The organism is Rhodopila sp. (assembly GCF_965276935.1).
GTDB lineage: Bacteria > Pseudomonadota > Alphaproteobacteria > Acetobacterales > Acetobacteraceae > Rhodopila.
Window position 1 is genome coordinate 201940 of record NZ_CBDIBS010000004.1, and the last position, 14950, is coordinate 216889.

At 67.6% G+C, this 14950-nt stretch carries 15 protein-coding genes; 5 read left to right on the forward strand and 10 right to left on the reverse strand.

Features of this window, described 5'->3' with window-relative positions:
• Window positions 1–26 precede the first annotated feature (26 nt).
• Genes ACQY4S_RS17290 through ACQY4S_RS17310 form a run of 5 tightly spaced genes read left to right on the forward strand, consistent with a single transcriptional unit; the run spans window position 27 to window position 4090 of the window.
• Entirely contained in the window at window positions 27–854 is an 828-nt protein-coding gene (locus tag ACQY4S_RS17290) for an ArsI/CadI family heavy metal resistance metalloenzyme (RefSeq protein WP_428486476.1), read from the forward strand.
• Window positions 851–1375, forward strand: coding sequence for an arsenate reductase ArsC (locus tag ACQY4S_RS17295; protein WP_428486477.1), 525 nt, complete (start codon window positions 851–853; stop codon window positions 1373–1375). The genes ACQY4S_RS17290 and ACQY4S_RS17295 overlap by 4 nt, the downstream gene beginning before the upstream one ends.
• A complete protein-coding gene (gene arsC, locus ACQY4S_RS17300; protein WP_428486478.1) occupies window positions 1372–1806 on the forward strand; it encodes an arsenate reductase (glutaredoxin) in 435 nt (144 codons plus the stop codon). Before ACQY4S_RS17295 ends, arsC begins: the two co-directional genes overlap by 4 nt.
• Window positions 1803–2876, forward strand: coding sequence for an ACR3 family arsenite efflux transporter (gene arsB / locus ACQY4S_RS17305; RefSeq protein WP_428486479.1), 1074 nt, complete (start codon window positions 1803–1805; stop codon window positions 2874–2876). The genes arsC and arsB overlap by 4 nt, the downstream gene beginning before the upstream one ends.
• Before the next feature lie 35 nt (window positions 2877–2911).
• Window positions 2912–4090: an MFS transporter gene (locus ACQY4S_RS17310; RefSeq protein ID WP_428486480.1), complete on the forward strand. Its 1179-nt coding sequence runs from the start codon at window positions 2912–2914 to the stop codon at window positions 4088–4090.
• A 96-nt stretch (window positions 4091–4186) separates the two neighbouring features.
• Here ACQY4S_RS17310 and ACQY4S_RS17315 read toward each other — a convergent pair whose 3' ends face one another.
• From ACQY4S_RS17315 to ACQY4S_RS17360, 10 genes are all read right to left on the reverse strand, one after another.
• Window positions 4187–5182, reverse strand: a complete 996-nt coding sequence (locus ACQY4S_RS17315) for an ABC transporter substrate-binding protein (RefSeq protein ID WP_428486481.1) — start codon at window positions 5180–5182, stop codon at window positions 4187–4189.
• Window positions 5183–5450: 268 nt separating this feature from the next.
• On the reverse strand, window positions 5451–7745 hold the full coding sequence (locus tag ACQY4S_RS17320) for a xanthine dehydrogenase family protein molybdopterin-binding subunit (RefSeq protein ID WP_428486482.1): 2295 nt from the start codon (window positions 7743–7745) through the stop codon (window positions 5451–5453).
• Window positions 7745–8227, reverse strand: a complete 483-nt coding sequence (locus ACQY4S_RS17325) for a (2Fe-2S)-binding protein (RefSeq protein ID WP_428486483.1) — start codon at window positions 8225–8227, stop codon at window positions 7745–7747. The genes ACQY4S_RS17320 and ACQY4S_RS17325 overlap by 1 nt, the downstream gene beginning before the upstream one ends.
• Window positions 8224–9273: an FAD binding domain-containing protein gene (locus ACQY4S_RS17330; protein ID WP_428486484.1), complete on the reverse strand. Its 1050-nt coding sequence runs from the start codon at window positions 9271–9273 to the stop codon at window positions 8224–8226. Before ACQY4S_RS17330 ends, ACQY4S_RS17325 begins: the two co-directional genes overlap by 4 nt.
• 10 nt (window positions 9274–9283) lie before the next feature.
• A complete protein-coding gene (locus tag ACQY4S_RS17335) occupies window positions 9284–9613 on the reverse strand; it encodes a Rieske (2Fe-2S) protein (RefSeq protein ID WP_428486485.1) in 330 nt (109 codons plus the stop codon).
• A complete protein-coding gene (locus ACQY4S_RS17340; protein WP_428486486.1) occupies window positions 9610–10464 on the reverse strand; it encodes an ABC transporter permease in 855 nt (284 codons plus the stop codon). Before ACQY4S_RS17340 ends, ACQY4S_RS17335 begins: the two co-directional genes overlap by 4 nt.
• A 3-nt stretch (window positions 10465–10467) precedes the next feature.
• A complete protein-coding gene (locus ACQY4S_RS17345; protein WP_428486487.1) occupies window positions 10468–11586 on the reverse strand; it encodes an ABC transporter substrate-binding protein in 1119 nt (372 codons plus the stop codon).
• Window positions 11587–11790: 204 nt separating this feature from the next.
• Window positions 11791–13104, reverse strand: a complete 1314-nt coding sequence (locus tag ACQY4S_RS17350; RefSeq protein ID WP_428486488.1) for an amidohydrolase/deacetylase family metallohydrolase — start codon at window positions 13102–13104, stop codon at window positions 11791–11793.
• 308 nt (window positions 13105–13412) lie between these two features.
• Window positions 13413–14186 (reverse strand): ABC transporter permease, encoded by a 774-nt coding sequence (locus ACQY4S_RS17355; RefSeq protein ID WP_428486489.1) that lies wholly within the window; start codon window positions 14184–14186, stop codon window positions 13413–13415.
• On the reverse strand, window positions 14179–14898 hold the full coding sequence (locus tag ACQY4S_RS17360; protein WP_428486490.1) for an ABC transporter ATP-binding protein: 720 nt from the start codon (window positions 14896–14898) through the stop codon (window positions 14179–14181). The genes ACQY4S_RS17355 and ACQY4S_RS17360 overlap by 8 nt, the downstream gene beginning before the upstream one ends.
• Window positions 14899–14950: the final 52 nt, after the last annotated feature.

The following is a 14950-nucleotide window of genomic DNA, read 5'->3' on the forward strand; positions in this document are numbered from 1 at the left end:
TGGAGAAGTTAGACGCTATAGCCGCTTTGGCGGCGCTTGCGCAGGGAACCCGCCTCGATATCTTCCGCCTGCTGATGCAGGCTGGAACTGAGGGCATGCCGGCCGGCCAGATCGGTGAACGGCTGGGCCTGCCATCGGCCACCCTCGCCTTTCATCTGAAGGAACTGAAGAACGCGGGCCTGGCGACATTCGAGCGCAACGGCCGATCGCTGATCTACTCGGCCGTCTATCCCGCGATGAACGCGCTGCTCGGCTATCTCACCGAAAACTGCTGCCAGGGGCGATGCCGCCGGCTGCGGCATCGCCGTCGGCGACGGCGTCACCCTGGTCAACGTCAAGGAAGGAACCCGCCAATGAAACGCATGCACATCCATGTCGGTGTGAACGACATCGAGGAAAGCGTCCGCTTCTATAGTGCCCTGTTCGGCACCGAACCCGCCAAGCTCAAGTCCGACTACGCGAAGTGGATGCTGGACGATCCCCACGTCAATTTCGCGATCTCGACCCGCGCCCGCACAAAGGGTGTCGATCATATGGGCATACAGGTCGATAACGCTGACGAGCTGGTGGCGCTGCGCGAGCAGATGTCGGCGGCGAACATCAGCACCCACAGCGACGGTGAAACCACCTGTTGCTACGCGAAGTCGGAAAAGTCGTGGGTGGAAGACCCGAGCGGCATTGCCTGGGAAGCTTACCACTCGATGGAAGACGCGCAGATCTTCTCGGCCGAAGATGCCGTCAGCGAGCCAGCCTGCTGCACCCCGGAGACCCTGCAAGGTGTGTGCCGCGCCCCTAAACCCGAGCTGGCCGCAGAGGCCCCCTGCTGCGGGCCACGGCAGGAAGCGGCCGAATGACCCGCCCGCCCTTCAACGTCCTGTTTCTCTGCACGGGCAATTCCGCCCGGAGCATCCTGGGCGAGTCCCTGCTGAACCATTGGGGGCATGATCGCTGCCGGGGCTTCAGTGCGGGCAGCTTTCCCAAGGGTGCGATCCATCCCTGCGCCCTCAAGCTGCTGCACGCGCTCGAACTGCCGACCGAAGGATTGCGGAGCAAGAGCTGGGACGAGTTCGCGAAGCTTGGCGCGCCGGTGATGGATTTCGTCTTCACCGTCTGCGACCAGGCCGCCGGCGAAGTGTGTCCGGTCTGGCCGGGACAGCCGATCACCGCCCATTGGGGCATGCCCGATCCGGCAGCCGTCGATAGCTCTGACGTGGAACAGTGGCAGGCATTCCGCGACACGTTCCGCGCCCTGGAAAACCGCATCAAAATCTTCGTGGCGCTGCCCGTCGCTTCGCTGGATCGGATGTCGCTCGCCCGCCAGGTGCAGGCCATCGGCCGGATGCGGCCTGACGAGGCCGAGGATCGCGCGTCATGAGCATTACGATCTACCACAACCCGGCCTGCGGCACGTCCCGCGATGTCCTCGGCCTGATCCGTGCCACCGGCGAGGAACCGAGGATCATCGAGTATCTGAAAACCCCGCCGAACCGGGACGAACTGGCCGGCCTGATCGCCCGCATGGGGATCCCCGTGCGCGACGTGCTGCGCCGCAAAGGAACGCCTTACGACGAACTGGGGCTGGATAATTCCGAGCTGACGGATGACCAGTTGCTCGACGCCATGATGGCCCACCCGATCCTCATCAACCGTCCGATTGTCGTCACCGATCAGGGCGTGAAGCTCTGCCGCCCGTCCGAGGCGGTGCTGGACATGCTCACTTCGCCCCAGCGGGAAGCCTTCGCCAAGCAAGACGGCGAAGCGGTGATCGGCGCACACGGCAACCCTATCGCGAGGCCGACGCCATGAGCGAAGCTGCCATCACCGCCCCCGGAAAAGCCCCCTCCATGGGGACATTCGAGCGCTACCTGACGCTGTGGGTCGCGCTCTGCATCATTGTCGGCATCGGGCTCGGGCAGGCCATCCCCGGCGTGTTCCATGCCCTCGGCGCCGCGACCGTGGCGCAGGTCAACCTGCCGGTCGCCGTGCTGGTCTGGCTGATGATTATCCCCATGCTGCTGAAGATCGACCTGGGAGCGCTTGGCCAGGTCAGAAGCCACTGGCGCGGGATCGCGGCGACGGTCGGCGTCAACTGGCTGGTCAAGCCGTTCTCGATGGCGCTGCTCGGCTGGATCTTCATCGCGCATCTGTTCCGGCCCTACCTGCCGGCCGGCCAGATCGACGGCTATATCGCCGGGCTGATCCTGCTGGCGGCGGCTCCCTGCACGGCGATGGTGTTCGTCTGGTCGAACCTGGTTGACGGCGAGCCGCATTTCACGCTGAGCCAGGTCGCGCTCAACGACACGATCATGGTGTTTGCCTTCGCCCCGCTCGTGGCGCTGCTGCTCGGCCTGTCCTCCATCACCGTGCCCTGGGACACGCTGATCCTCTCGGTCGTCCTCTATATCGTCGTGCCGGTGATTATCGCGCAGCTCTGGCGGCGGAGCCTGCTGGCGAAGGGCGGACCGGCGGCGCTCGGGCGGACGCTTCGCATGCTTGCGCCGCTGTCGCTTTCGGCGCTGCTGCTGACGCTCGTGCTGCTGTTCGGCCTGCAGGGCGAACAGATCATGCGCCAGCCGGTCGTGATCGCGCTGCTGGCGGTGCCGATCCTGATCCAGGTCTATTTCAACGCCGGGTTGGCCTATCTGGTGAACCGCGGGCTCGGCGTCGAATGGTGCGTGGCCGGACCATCGGCGCTGATCGGGGCCAGCAACTTCTTCGAGCTGGCGGTGGCGACGGCCATCGCCCTGTTCGGCTTCCAGTCCGGTGCGGCGCTCTCGACGGTCGTCGGGGTGCTGGTCGAAGTGCCGGTCATGCTGTCGGTCGTGCAGATCGTCCGCCGCTCACGAGGCTGGTATGAGCGGGGACAGGCGGCATGACCGGGGCGGCATGACCGGACGAGATCCCTCCGAGCGTGGCTGACGCGCTCGGGTTTCGTGAGCGGCGGAGCGTCATCGTCTCCACCCTCGGCGTTACGCAGACGCTCGCCTGGGGATCGACCTATTATCTGCCGGCGGTGATGGCCGATCCGATCTGCGAAAGCCTTCACCTGTCGCGCACGTGGTTCTTCGGCATCTTCTCGGCCTCCCTGCTGCTATCAGGTCTGCTCGGCCCCGCTGCCGGCCGGATGATCGACCGTCATGGCGGGCGCGACGTGCTGGCCGGCACCAATCTGATGTTCGCCGCCGGCCTGGCGCTTCTGGCGTCCGCTTCCGGCCTCGTTGGCCTGTCGCTCGCCTGGACGGTGATCGGCATCGGCATGGGTTTCGGGCTCTACGAGGCGGCCTTTGCGACCGTCGCCGGCCTCTATGGCCGGGAGGCCCGCAACGCGATCACCGGCATTACGCTGTTCGCCGGCTTCGCCAGCACGATCGGCTGGCCGGCAAGCACCCTGTTCATGGACGGGTTCGGCTGGCGCGGGGCGTGCCTGATCTGGGCGGCGATCCATCTTGTCATCGGCCTGCCGTTGAACCGCCTGCTGGTGCCGAAGGGGCGGGCCGCGGTGGTGGAGACCGCGGCGCCTGAAATGGTGCATGCCGTTCCCTGGACGATGATCGTGCTGGCCTGCGTATTCGCGGCGAGCTGGTTCGTTGCCACGGCCATGGCGGCGCATCTGCCCCGGCTGCTGGAAGCCCTTGGGGCGACGCCAGCGGCGGCGGTAACCGCGGCGGCTCTGGTCGGTCCGGCCCAGGTCGGCGCACGGCTGATCGAATTCAGCTTCTTGCGCCACGTCTCGCCTGTCGTCTCAGCCCGGCTGGCCGCGCTGGCGCATCCGGTCGCCGCCACGTTCCTGGCAATATTCGGCGCGCCGGCAGCCGTGTTGTTCACGCTGCTGCATGGCGGCGGCAACGGGATGATGACCATCGCCCGAGGCACCTTGCCGCTCGCGCTGTTCGGCGCCCCCGGCTATGGCTTGCGAACAGGGCTGATCGCGGCCCCATCCCGGATTCTGCAAGGCGGCGCGCCTCTCCTGTTCAGCCTGGTGCTAGATCGCGCCGGGCCAGGTTATGCGCTGCTGCTCTCGGGAACCCTCACCAGCGCCGCCTTCCTGGCCCTGATGTTCGTGCGCGGATCACAACCCGCAGCCGCATAATGTCGATGTATGGTGCGTTGGCGGCACCAGATCGGAGGCCGGCCCGATGTGTTGCATGGTTGCTTCACCATCTCCCGCCTCCCTGGCCGATCTCCATCATCGCGGCGCTGATGATGGGTCCGGGAAGCTGCCGGAATATTCGGTCGCGGAGGGCACCTGATACAACGCCTGTGGCTTCCACAGGTGGCTGAACCGGGTCGCGACCACCTGCTGGTACGGCACCTCCGCCGACAGCACGCCCAGGTCGCGGGCGAAGCGGTTCATCGCCGAGACGAATGGTTCCGACAGGCTTGGGTCATAATACGGCGCATCCCGCGCGACCAGTTCGGCGATCAGCTCGGCTTGCAGCGGCGGGAACAGCTTGCGGCCGACCTGGGTGGCCAGGCTGGGATCCTGCCGCAGCGCGGCCTGCGTCGCCACGATTGCCCGGATCGCACCGGCGGCGGCCTGGGGTGCCGCCGCGATCAGCCGGTCCGTGGTCGCGACGGTTGCCGCGGTGTAGTCGAAGCAGCCCGGTGGTCCGTCGCCGCGGCGGGTGTCGATCACCACCGTGCCGACGCCACGGCGAACGGCGATTTCGGCACCCATGCCGTTCGCCCAGAACCCGTCGATGCGCTGATCGGCCAGCGCCTCGGCGACCGTCACGCCGGTGTTGACCTTCAGTGCCACCGAACCGGGCAGCGGCGCGATGTCCACCTTGTCGGCCAGCGGATCGATGCCGGCGGCCATCAGCATGCGGCGCAGTCCCATCTCCACCCAAGGCGCGGCGGCGATCCGCCGGCCGCGCACCACCGACAGGTCGCCACGCGCCGCCCCCAGATCGGTGCGCATCACCAGGAACCAGTACATGCCCTGGCCCTGGGCGCAGAGCAGTTTCACCCCCTGCCAATCGGGAAAGGCGGCCAGCGCGGCGTGTGCGCTGGCGCCGACGAAATCGACGTGGCCATCACGCAGGTCTTCATAGCAGCGGTTGGCGGGCGCGCGCAGATCGTGCGTCACGTCCAGCCCCTCGCGCTGAAAGAAGCCCAGTTCGACCGCCGCCAGCGCCGGGAAGTAGGACGGCGAGATCATGTCGGGGACCGCGAGTTTCATGATTGCGTTGCCTTGTCATCGTAATGTTCGTCCCGCCCGCGGGCGCCGGGATGGAAAGGACGGATCCCGCCAACCACGACTTGCGGTGCTGGACCGGGCAAAGTCGTGGATGGTCGGCCTCCGCCGACCAGAACGCGGGACACGTAAAGGCCGCCTCGACAACGCTGTGGTAGCGCTGATGGGCCGGCGCCCGGCATCACGCCGAGAGGATGCCACGCTGCTCCACCGGCCATGTTCAGTGATCAACGGTCGTTAAATCCGCGCACGGCTACTCCGCCGTGCCCGTGCCGGCGACCCGGGCATCCAGCGCGGCCAGAACCTTTTCCGGCGTGAAGGGCAGACTGGTCAGCCGGATGCCGGCCGCGTCCTCGATGGCGTTGGCGATGCAGGCGGCGACACCCAGGATGCCGGCCTCCCCAATACCTTTCAGTTTGCCGGGGCCGCGGCCGAGACCGTGTTCGGCGACGAAGCTTACGAACTCGGCCGGCAGGTCGGGCGTCTGAGCAACACGATAGGCGCGTGGTGTCGCGTTGCCTGGCGCCGAACCGTCGTAGCGCAGTTCCTCGAACAGCGCCTGGCTGACCGCCTGGATCGCGGCGCCCTCGATCTGGCCGTGGCACGCCAGAAGATCAACGGCGCGCCCGGCATCGGCGCCGACCACCAGCCGGTGCAGCCTTACCTGACCGGTTTCGCGGTCCACCTCGACCTCGGCGCCCGACCAGCAGGGCATCCAGGCCATGGTCTTCGACCGCAGCGGCGCGGCGGCGTCATAGGGTTCCTTGAAGGCGCCACGGCCGATGAACTCCCAGCCGATGCCGCCATACCAGGCGCGGATCATCGGCTCCAGCGGATGCACGTGATTGCCGATGCGCGCGGTCCAGCCGTCCAGCACGACCGAGGCGGCCTCGCAGCCCAGTTGATCGGCGACGAAGTCGATGATCTGCCGGCGCACGTCGCGCGCCGCCGCCTCGACCGCCAGGCCGGTGACGGTGGTGCCGCAACTGACATGCGTGCCGTTGTCGGGCGGCGTGTGGTCGGTGTTGATCTGGGAGTACACCACGTTCTCCGGCGGCAGGCCGAGGGTTTCGGCGGCAATGCGGCACAGGGCGGTGCCGGCGCCCTGGCCGATCTCCACCACTGCCGCGCTGATGATCGCCTCGCCGCCCTGGGTGACCTTGATCAGCGCCTGGGCATGGTTGCCGGTGCCGCCGGCATCCTTCAACCCGACGGCGAAGCCGCGGCCGCGGCCGGGTGGGCAGGGTCCGGGGCGGCCGAGACGTTCCGCCACCTCGGTCAGGCCGGCGCGCAGGTCGGCGTCCATGCCGCTGTCGCCGGGCGCGAACGGCTCCTGCACCGCCAGGAAGTTGCGCATGCGGAAGGCGAACGGATCGAGCCCCTGCCGGCGCGCGATCATGTCGATCTGGCTTTCCGACGCCCAGGATGACTGGGTGCCCCCGAACCCCCGGAACGAGCCGCCCGGTACGCAGGTGGTGCGCACCACTCGTGCTCGGCTGTCAATCGCCGCCCACCGGTATGGTCCACCGGCGCGGAAACCGGCCTTGATGGCGACGGTGACCGAGGCATCGGCATAGGCGCCGCCATCCAGCACGATGTCCGCTCGCCTGGCGGTCAGGCGGCCGGTGGAGTCGACGCCGGTGGTCAGGGTCAGGATGGCGGCGTGCTTGGTGGTGGTCAGGATGCTCTCGTCGAAGGTCAGGCCGAGACGCACCGGGGCGCCGGCCTGATACGCCATCAGCGCGACCAGGGGTTCCATCTTGCAGTATGACTTGCCGCCGAAGCCGCCGCCGATCGGGGGCGTGTGCAGGCAGACGTTGTGCAGCGGCAGGCCGAAGACGCGGGCGATGTCAGCGCGGATGACGAACGGGTCCTGGTTGCAGGACCACATCTCCAGCCGGTCGCCGATCCAGCGGGCAACGTTGACATGCGGCTCCAGATGGAAGTGGTGAATGCGGGAGAAGCCGAAGCTGTCGGTGTAGACCGCGGCCGACGCCGCCAGTGCGGCGTCCACATCGCCGTAGCCGAACGTGTAGTCGCACAGGACGTTCTTCGCCGGCTCGCCAATGCAGGTCGAGCCTTGCCCGACCGCGATGATGCCACCGCCGGCGGGCTGGTCGAACAAGGCCGGCGCGTCGGGGACCAGCGCGTCCTGCGGCGTCATCAACGCGGGCAGCACCTGGTAATCCACGACGATGGCCTGGGCGGCGCGGAATGCCGTTATTTCATCGCCGGCGACGACTGCGGCGACGGTGTCGCCGACATAGCGGACCCGGTCGGTGGCGATCAGCGGCTGGTCGCGCAGGCCGACGCCATAGAATGGATCGGCTAGCTGGGCGGTGTCCTGCCCGGTCAGGACAGCCGCCACACCAGGGATGGCGCGGGCGGCGGTGGTATCGATGTGCCGAATGCGCGCGTGGGCGTGCGGGCTGCGCAGCAGCTTGCCGTGCAGCATGTTCGGCAGCGCGATGTCGAAGCTGAAGCTGGTGCGGCCGGTGACGCGGTCCCGACCGCTGGGCGGAAAAAGCCGCTTTGTCATGCCGTCCATCACGCCACCGCCTGCATCATGCGGCGGGCGGCGAGGCGCACGGCGTTGAGGATCGCGGCGTAGCCGGTGCAGCGGCAGACATGCGCCTCCAGCCAATGACGGATCGTGGCGTCGTCCGGATCGGGCACGCGGCGCAGCAGGGCGTGCACCGACAGGATCAGGCCGGCGGTGCAGAAGCCGCACTGCACCGCGCCAGTTTCCAGGAAGGCCTGCTGCACTGGATCGAGTTGGCCGCGCGGTGCCAGGCCCTCGATGGTCTCGATCGCCGCGCCTTCCGCCATGAAGGCGAAGCTGGAGCAGGCCGCGACGGGTGCGCCGTCCACCAGCACGGTGCAGGCGCCGCATACCGCCTGATCGCAGCCGACCTTGCAGCCGGTCAAGCCAAGCTGGTCGCGCAGCATGTCAGCCAATGTCTGTTCGTCGGCGACCGTCACCTGCCGCGCGACGCCGTTGACGATGAAGTCGCGTTGCCTTGTGCTCATGCGCTGCTTCCGATGCGGACCAGGATGCGTCTTGTCAGGACGCCCGTCATGCGCCGGCGGTATGCGGCGCTGGCCTGGCCGTCGCTGACCGGCTCGGGGAGCAGGCGGGTGATGCCGGCGGCGATGTCGGCCGCGTTGGCGCCAAGCGAGGCGAGCGGAAGGTCAAGGGGCATCGTGGCGCAGACCGCGGATGGATACGCCATGCCGACCGCAAGACGAAGCGTGGCTACAAGCTGGTCCGCGAGTGTCAGGCCGCACCACACCGTGATAACCGGGCGCAGCGACCGGTCGGCGAACAGCCGCAGCGTTGCAGGGGCGCGGACAGGGATGACGAAGGCGGTGACCAGCGGCTGCGTCAGGGCGGCAAGATGGTCGAGTGGAATGCGCTGCCTGCCTGCATCCGTCAGGACTGGCGAAGCGTTGGCATCCGCGGCTTGCGGTGCGGGTTCCGACAAAGCCGTGGATGGCGGGCCTTCCGCTCCCTCGCGTGCTCGGTCGCCCGCCATGACGGGTTGGGTCGGTGCCGACTTGGACGGGTGGGTGGATGGCCCGCCTTCACCGGCCACGATGGTATGGATCGGTGTCACCTCCGCTCCACCAGAGGGCGCCAAGGCAACCTCTGCCTCCGCGCCCAGGGCCATCAGCGCTGGCAAGGCGTCGTACTCGGGGCGGCCGGCCATGACGTTACCGCCGATCGTGCCGGAGAAGCGCACCCGCGGATTGGCGATACCGTTCCATAGTTCGGCCAGGTCGGGCACCGCGCCACGGATCAGCGCGCTGTCGGTGATGCCAGCGTGGCGGACCATCGCGCCGATGCGCAGGCCGTCCGGGCGGTCGGAGACCGTGGCAAGGTCCGGCAGGCCGTCCAGCCGGATCAGCCGATCGACGGCGTTGCCCTGCTTGAGCCAGTCGATCAGATCGAGGCCGCCGGCCAGGAAGGCGCTGGGGCCCGGCGCTGACCGCAAGGCGAGCGCTTCCGCCAGGGTGTCAGGCCGGTGCAGGGCGAAGGGCGCGATGTGCCGCCGTGAGCGTAGTGCGACCAGCATGATGGCTCTCCTATGGCGCCTGGTCGATGACGACCTTGTCGTCCTGCACGCGCACCGGCAGGGCGGTCAACGCCTCGCCCGCACAGGGGCCACGGACGCACAGGCCGGTATCGGGGTTGAACAGGGCGCCGTGCCCGGTCCATTTCAGGTATCGGCCGCCGCGGGTCAGCAGGCGGTTCGGCTCCCAGTCCAGCTCGATGCCCATGTGCGGGCAGGCATTGCGCCAGGCGACCAGCGCGCCGTCCGTCAGGCGCAGCAGGATGACCGAGAAGGTTGGCGTCAGGCGCGCCAGGACCGGCCGTCCGGGCGTGACCTCGGCGGCGGCGCAAAGGGCGATCATACGAAGCCGCCGACGCTGATCGGGGCGCCGTACCAGCGTCGCACGAACAGCTCCGCGAGTGCCACCGCGCCATACAGCAGCAGGCCAATGCCGCAGAGCAAGGCGATCGCCGCGAACACCAGCGCGGTCTGCGCCGCCGAGGAGGCGAACATGATGATGTAGCCGAGACCTTCCTGCGCGGTGACGAACTCGCCGATGACCACGCCGATGATGGCGACCGTCACGCCGACCTTCAGTCCGGCGAAGATGTGCGGGATGGCGTATGGCACCCGAACGCGGACGAAGGTCTGCCATGGGCTAGCGGTCAGTGAGCGGCAGAGCCGCAGCGCGGTGGGATCGGCCGAACGGAACCCGGTGGCGGCCGAGACGGCGATCGGGAAGAACGACAGGAAGACCGCGAAGCAGAGGCGCGAGGCCGGTCCCATGCCCAGCCAGATGATGAACAGCGGCGCCACCGCCACTTTCGGGATGAGCTGGAAGATCAGGATATGCGGCCAGAACGCCTGCTCGACCCGGCGGGAAACGACCAGCGCACCGCCGATGGCGATGCCCAGGATGGAAGCCAGCAGAAAACCCACCATGCTGTTCACCAGGGTTGGCCAGGTCTGCACCAGCAGGATCGGCCAGGCCTGCACCAGCACGGCCCAGATCTCGGAGGGCGGCACCAGCAGCATGGGCGAGACGGCCAGGCGCACCGTCAGCACCTGCCACGCCAGCAGCATCGCTGCGGCGAACAGCACCGGCAGCAGCACGGGCCGGTAGAGTTTCCACCGCGGCCACGGCCGGAACGGCCCCACGGGGACGCGCGCGGGGGTGAAGCTGGTGGTGAGGCGTTGGTAAGCGGACATCATCGGTCAGGCGAGCAGTTTGCCAAATTCGGTGACGCGCGCGTCGACGGCGCTCCATTGCGCGGCGGACAGGGTGACCTTGCCGCCAAAGCCGGGCGCGTACCAGCTTTCGACCGTCGGCCGCTGCATTCCTGGTGTCGCGACGGACTGCATCACCAGATCGACCATGGCGGCGAGCGTCGCGGGGTCGGCATAACCCAGGCCGTGCTGCTTCGCCTCCGGCTTGGCGACGGCGTAATCGTGCAGGCCCATGCCGATGCGAAGGAATACGTTCGCACTGGGGTTCAGCGCCATTTCCGGCAGGGCCTTGAGGAACAGGGCAGCGGCCTGTTGCGGATCGGTCAGCGCGAAGGCCAGGCTTTCGCAGGCGGCATCGGCCATGGCGGCGCACAACCCCTTTTCGTTCGCCAACATGGCCTGGGTGGTGACCAGCGATGTGCCGTAGGACGGCAGCCCGACGGAGGAGTACAGCATCCAGCGCACCGGGATGTTCTTCGACATGAAGATCGGCAGGCTGGAGGATGCGACGCCGGTCATCGCGTCCACCTGCTTCTCCGCGAGGACGCGTTCCAGCACCTTGGCGTCGGTGTTGACGAACTGCACGCTGTCGAGGCTGAAACCGGCCTTTTTCGCGAATGCCGGGAAGAATGGGAATTCGGCGGATGTCGGCACGTCGCCGATCTTCTTGCCGGCGAGCATGGCCGGGCCGGTGATCGGACTGTCGCCGAGGACGCCGACGCCCATGCCGGCGTCGTAGTCCATGACTGCGAGCGAGACCAGCGGCAGGCCCTTGGCGACCAGCAGGATGACCGGGGTGGTGATCATCGTGCCAAAGGCGAACTGGCCCGAGGCGACGGCCTGCCCGGCGGGCAACGAGCCGAAGCCGCGGCTGATGTCGATGTCGATGCCGTGTTTGGCGAAGATGCCCTTCTGCTTGCCGGCGATCAGGAACACCGAGCCGCCCTCGGCCAGCCAGGGCAGGGTGAACTTGACCGGGTGCGTCTGGGCGAGCGCGGGGCGGGTCAAGGCGACAGCGGCCGTGGCGCCGGCGAGCGCGTGGCGACGGGTCAGGGCCGGTTGATAAATAAGCGCATCGTTGGTTGTGGCACGCCGCGCTTGCGGCATCGTGGTGGGCGTCCGAGCACGCCAGGGTTGAGGCGACCGGTCGTCCACGCCTTGCGGCACTGGCTTCAAAAAAGCCGTGGATGGCGTGCCTTCGCGCGCCATGACGGGACTGGGCGACCGCGCCTGGAGCGCAGCAATGATTTGCCTATGGACCCTCATGATGCTTTTGCGCATGGACCGATGCTCCGGCGCTGGCTGGTTGCCCTACGCCGCAAGCTGCGCGAGGTCGGGCAGCAGGGGGCTGTCCACGTTGATCACGCGGCCGGCGCGCACCACGCGGTCTGGATGCAGAAGCTGGTTGGCTACGACTTCCTGGCCGTTCGAGTCGCGCAGGGTCCATTCGCCTTGCAGCACGCGGAACACCGAAATGTCGGCGTCCATGCCGGGCTTCAGGGCGCCGATCTGGCCCTCCATCCGCAACAGCTTCGCCGCGTTGGAGGTCGCCATGGCCACGACCTGCGGCAGGGTGACACCCAGCGCCATCAGTTCGCTCATGGCGTGATGCACGCCGTAGGGCGTGGAGAATGGCAGCGAGGCGTCCTCGGGCGGTTCCATCTCGGCGGTATCGGTGAACATGCCGCGGTACCAGCGGCCGCCATCAGGGAACTTGATGTTGTAGCCGTGCAGGTCGGCGCCCAGGGTGTTGGGCAGGATGCCGGCGGCGAGCACCGCACGGGCGTTGTCGAAGCTGAAATGCGCGCCACGGCCAACATCGATGGTGACGCCCTTGGCCAGCGCCTCGTGGACCAGCGGATGGATCGTGCCGTCTTCATTGACGAAGCCGGAGGGATAGCGGGTGAACGGATGCGCCAGCACGTCGCCGGCGTCCAGCAGCGGCACGACCTGCTCGATGATGCTGCGCGGATCGACAGTGGTGCCTTCCTTCTGCGGCCACAGCGTCCCCAGGTGCACGTAGACCGGCAGTCCCAGTTCCCGGCTTGCCTGCTTGGCGAGCTTCAGCGCCTCCAGCCCCCAGCGGGAGAAGCCGCCGGGTTCGGCGTGCGCCTTGATGCCCTTGATCAGCTCGGGGTTCTCCCGCGCGGTCTTGACGATGGCGGCGACGTTGATCCCGCTGGGACCGTACAGGTCGACGTAGCGATGGCCGAGCAGGCCGCCGGCGAGGTAGCTGGAGATGAAGCAGAGGACGCGGCTTTGCGACGGCTCGACGATGAACTGGCGAAAGCCGTTGAAGGTGAGGGCCGACGGGCCGCCCTGGTCGACCACCGTGGTCACGCCGCCGCGGACGCCCACCAGGTCGGCGTTCAGGCCGAAATCGCCGGTGACGTGTTCATAGATGTGCGCGTGCGTGTCGATCAGGCCTGGGGTGACGATGGCGCCTGTCAGATCGAGGCAGGTTGCCCCGCTCGGACAGGGCAGGTCGGGCCCCAGCGCGGCGATCTTGCCGTCAGCCACGGCAACATCCAGCACGCCGTCGGTGCCGGTGGCCGGGTCGATCACGCGGGCGCCCTTCAGCACGAGGTCGTAGGCACCAGGCAGCGCGGACAGGGTGGAACTCATTGGGATGCCTCCATGGATTCAGGGTTTTTAGACCGATAGCTGCTGTGGATCGGCCACATCTATCTAGATCCGTCTAACTGCTTCGGATCAGGCATGATCATTCTGTTTCGTCATGGCGGTCGAAGGGCCGCCACCCAGGCCTTTGTCCAGACCAGCACCGTCAGGCGTGGACGGCGGGCCTGCGCCCGCCATGACGTTCAAAGCACCGGATGCATGACGCCGAAAGCGTGGAATGTTGCTATAAGCGCCGCGCTCATTTATCAACATGCCCGATAGGGCCGGCGGTAACACGCCCATTCGGCTGACGCTCATCCGTGCCACGCCTTGCGGACACGCAGTTCCAGCCAGACGATCATACCGTACAACGCCAGCCCGATGGCGCACAGCACCACCACGGCGGCGAAGATGCGCGCGGTCTCGGCCCGCGAGCCGGCCAGCAGGATGTAGGAGCCAAGCCCGTGCTTGGATGAAATAAACTCGCCGACGATGATGCCGATGACCGACAGCGTCGCCGCCACCTTCATGCCGCTGAAGAAGAACGGCAGTGCGTAGGGCACCTGTACGTGACGGAAGATCTGCGATGGGCTGGCGGTGAGCGACTGGCAGAGCCGGATCGCGTTGGGGTTGGTGTCCAGCAGGCCGGTCAGGGTGCCGATCGCCACCGGGAAGAAGCTGATGAAGACCGAGAACACCAGCCGCGACGGCGCGTCGATGCCGAGCCAGATGACGAACAGCGGGGCCAGCGCGATCTTTGGGATAAGCTGGAACGCGACCAGGTTCGGGTACAGCATCTGCCGCAGCAATGGCGAGGCCGCCAGCGTTGCCGCGACCAGGGCGCCCAGGGCGGCGGACAGGAAGCAGGCGGCGACCGATTCGGCGCCAGTGAAGCTGGCCTGATACAGCAGCTCGCGCCAAGCGCCGGCAAGCTGATGCGCGATGTCGCTCGGCGCGGGCAGGATCACCGCCGGCACCGCCCAAAGTTTCGTGAAGGCCTGCCAGCATGACAGGAAGACCACGGCGGTCAGCACGGGCAGCAGGACGGTCAGCGCCCGCTCGCGCGTCGGGGTTACGGTGCTAGACAACCACCGGTGTCCGCGCGGCGCGATGGGAATGTTCGATCATTCCGCGCAACGTGCCGCAGAGTTCGTTGAACAGTTTCGTTTCGCCTACAGACGGGTCGCGCGGGCGCCCGATCGGGATGGCGATGTAGGCGACGACAGTGGCGGGGCGGCGGTTCATCACCAGCACGCGGTCGGCGAGATACACCGCTTCGCGGATCGCGTGCGTCACGAACAGCGCGGTCTTGGTGGTGCGGCTCCAGATATCCAGCAGCACGTCGTTCATCTCGTCGCGGGTGATCGCGTCCAGCGCCGAGAACGGCTCGTCCATCAGCAGAATGTCCGGATCGTAGACCAGGGCTCGGCAGATCGCCGCGCGTTGCCGCATGCCGCCGGAAAGCTGGTGCGGCTTGTGGTTCTCGAACCCATCCAGGCCGACCAGGGACAGCAGTTCGCGCGCCCGTGCCATGTGCTCGCGCCGCGGGCGGTGCAGCAGCTCGATCGGAAACATGACGTTGTCCAGCACGGACTTCCACGGCAACAGGGTGCTTTCCTGGAACATCACGCCGATGCTGGTGCGCGGACCGGTCATCGGCGCGCCGTCGATGCTGATCGTGCCGGCGGTAATCGCCTCCAGCCCGCCGCACATCATCAGCAAGGTCGACTTGCCGCAGCCGGAGGGTCCCAGGATGGCGACGAACTCGCCACGGCGAACGGCGAACGAGACGCCGGCCACCGCCTCGACCGGGCCGTTGCTGGTTTCGAAAATCTTCCACGCATCCTCGGCA

Excerpts from the sequence above, each read along its gene's own strand:
- ACQY4S_RS17295 (WP_428486477.1), top strand. The coding sequence starts at position 851 with ATGACCCGCCCGCCCTTCAACGTCCTGTTTCTCTGCACGGGCAATTCC.
- arsC (WP_428486478.1), top strand. The coding sequence starts at position 1,372 with ATGAGCATTACGATCTACCACAACCCGGCCTGCGGCACGTCCCGCGAT.
- arsB (WP_428486479.1), top strand. The coding sequence starts at position 1,803 with ATGAGCGAAGCTGCCATCACCGCCCCCGGAAAAGCCCCCTCCATGGGG.
- ACQY4S_RS17315 (WP_428486481.1), bottom strand. The coding sequence starts at position 5,182 with ATGAAACTCGCGGTCCCCGACATGATCTCGCCGTCCTACTTCCCGGCG.
- ACQY4S_RS17320 (WP_428486482.1), bottom strand. The coding sequence starts at position 7,745 with ATGGACGGCATGACAAAGCGGCTTTTTCCGCCCAGCGGTCGGGACCGC.
- ACQY4S_RS17325 (WP_428486483.1), bottom strand. The coding sequence starts at position 8,227 with ATGAGCACAAGGCAACGCGACTTCATCGTCAACGGCGTCGCGCGGCAG.
- ACQY4S_RS17330 (WP_428486484.1), bottom strand. The coding sequence starts at position 9,273 with ATGCTGGTCGCACTACGCTCACGGCGGCACATCGCGCCCTTCGCCCTG.
- ACQY4S_RS17335 (WP_428486485.1), bottom strand. The coding sequence starts at position 9,613 with ATGATCGCCCTTTGCGCCGCCGCCGAGGTCACGCCCGGACGGCCGGTC.
- ACQY4S_RS17340 (WP_428486486.1), bottom strand. The coding sequence starts at position 10,464 with ATGATGTCCGCTTACCAACGCCTCACCACCAGCTTCACCCCCGCGCGC.
- ACQY4S_RS17345 (WP_428486487.1), bottom strand. The coding sequence starts at position 11,586 with ATGCCGCAAGCGCGGCGTGCCACAACCAACGATGCGCTTATTTATCAA.
- ACQY4S_RS17350 (WP_428486488.1), bottom strand. The coding sequence starts at position 13,104 with ATGAGTTCCACCCTGTCCGCGCTGCCTGGTGCCTACGACCTCGTGCTG.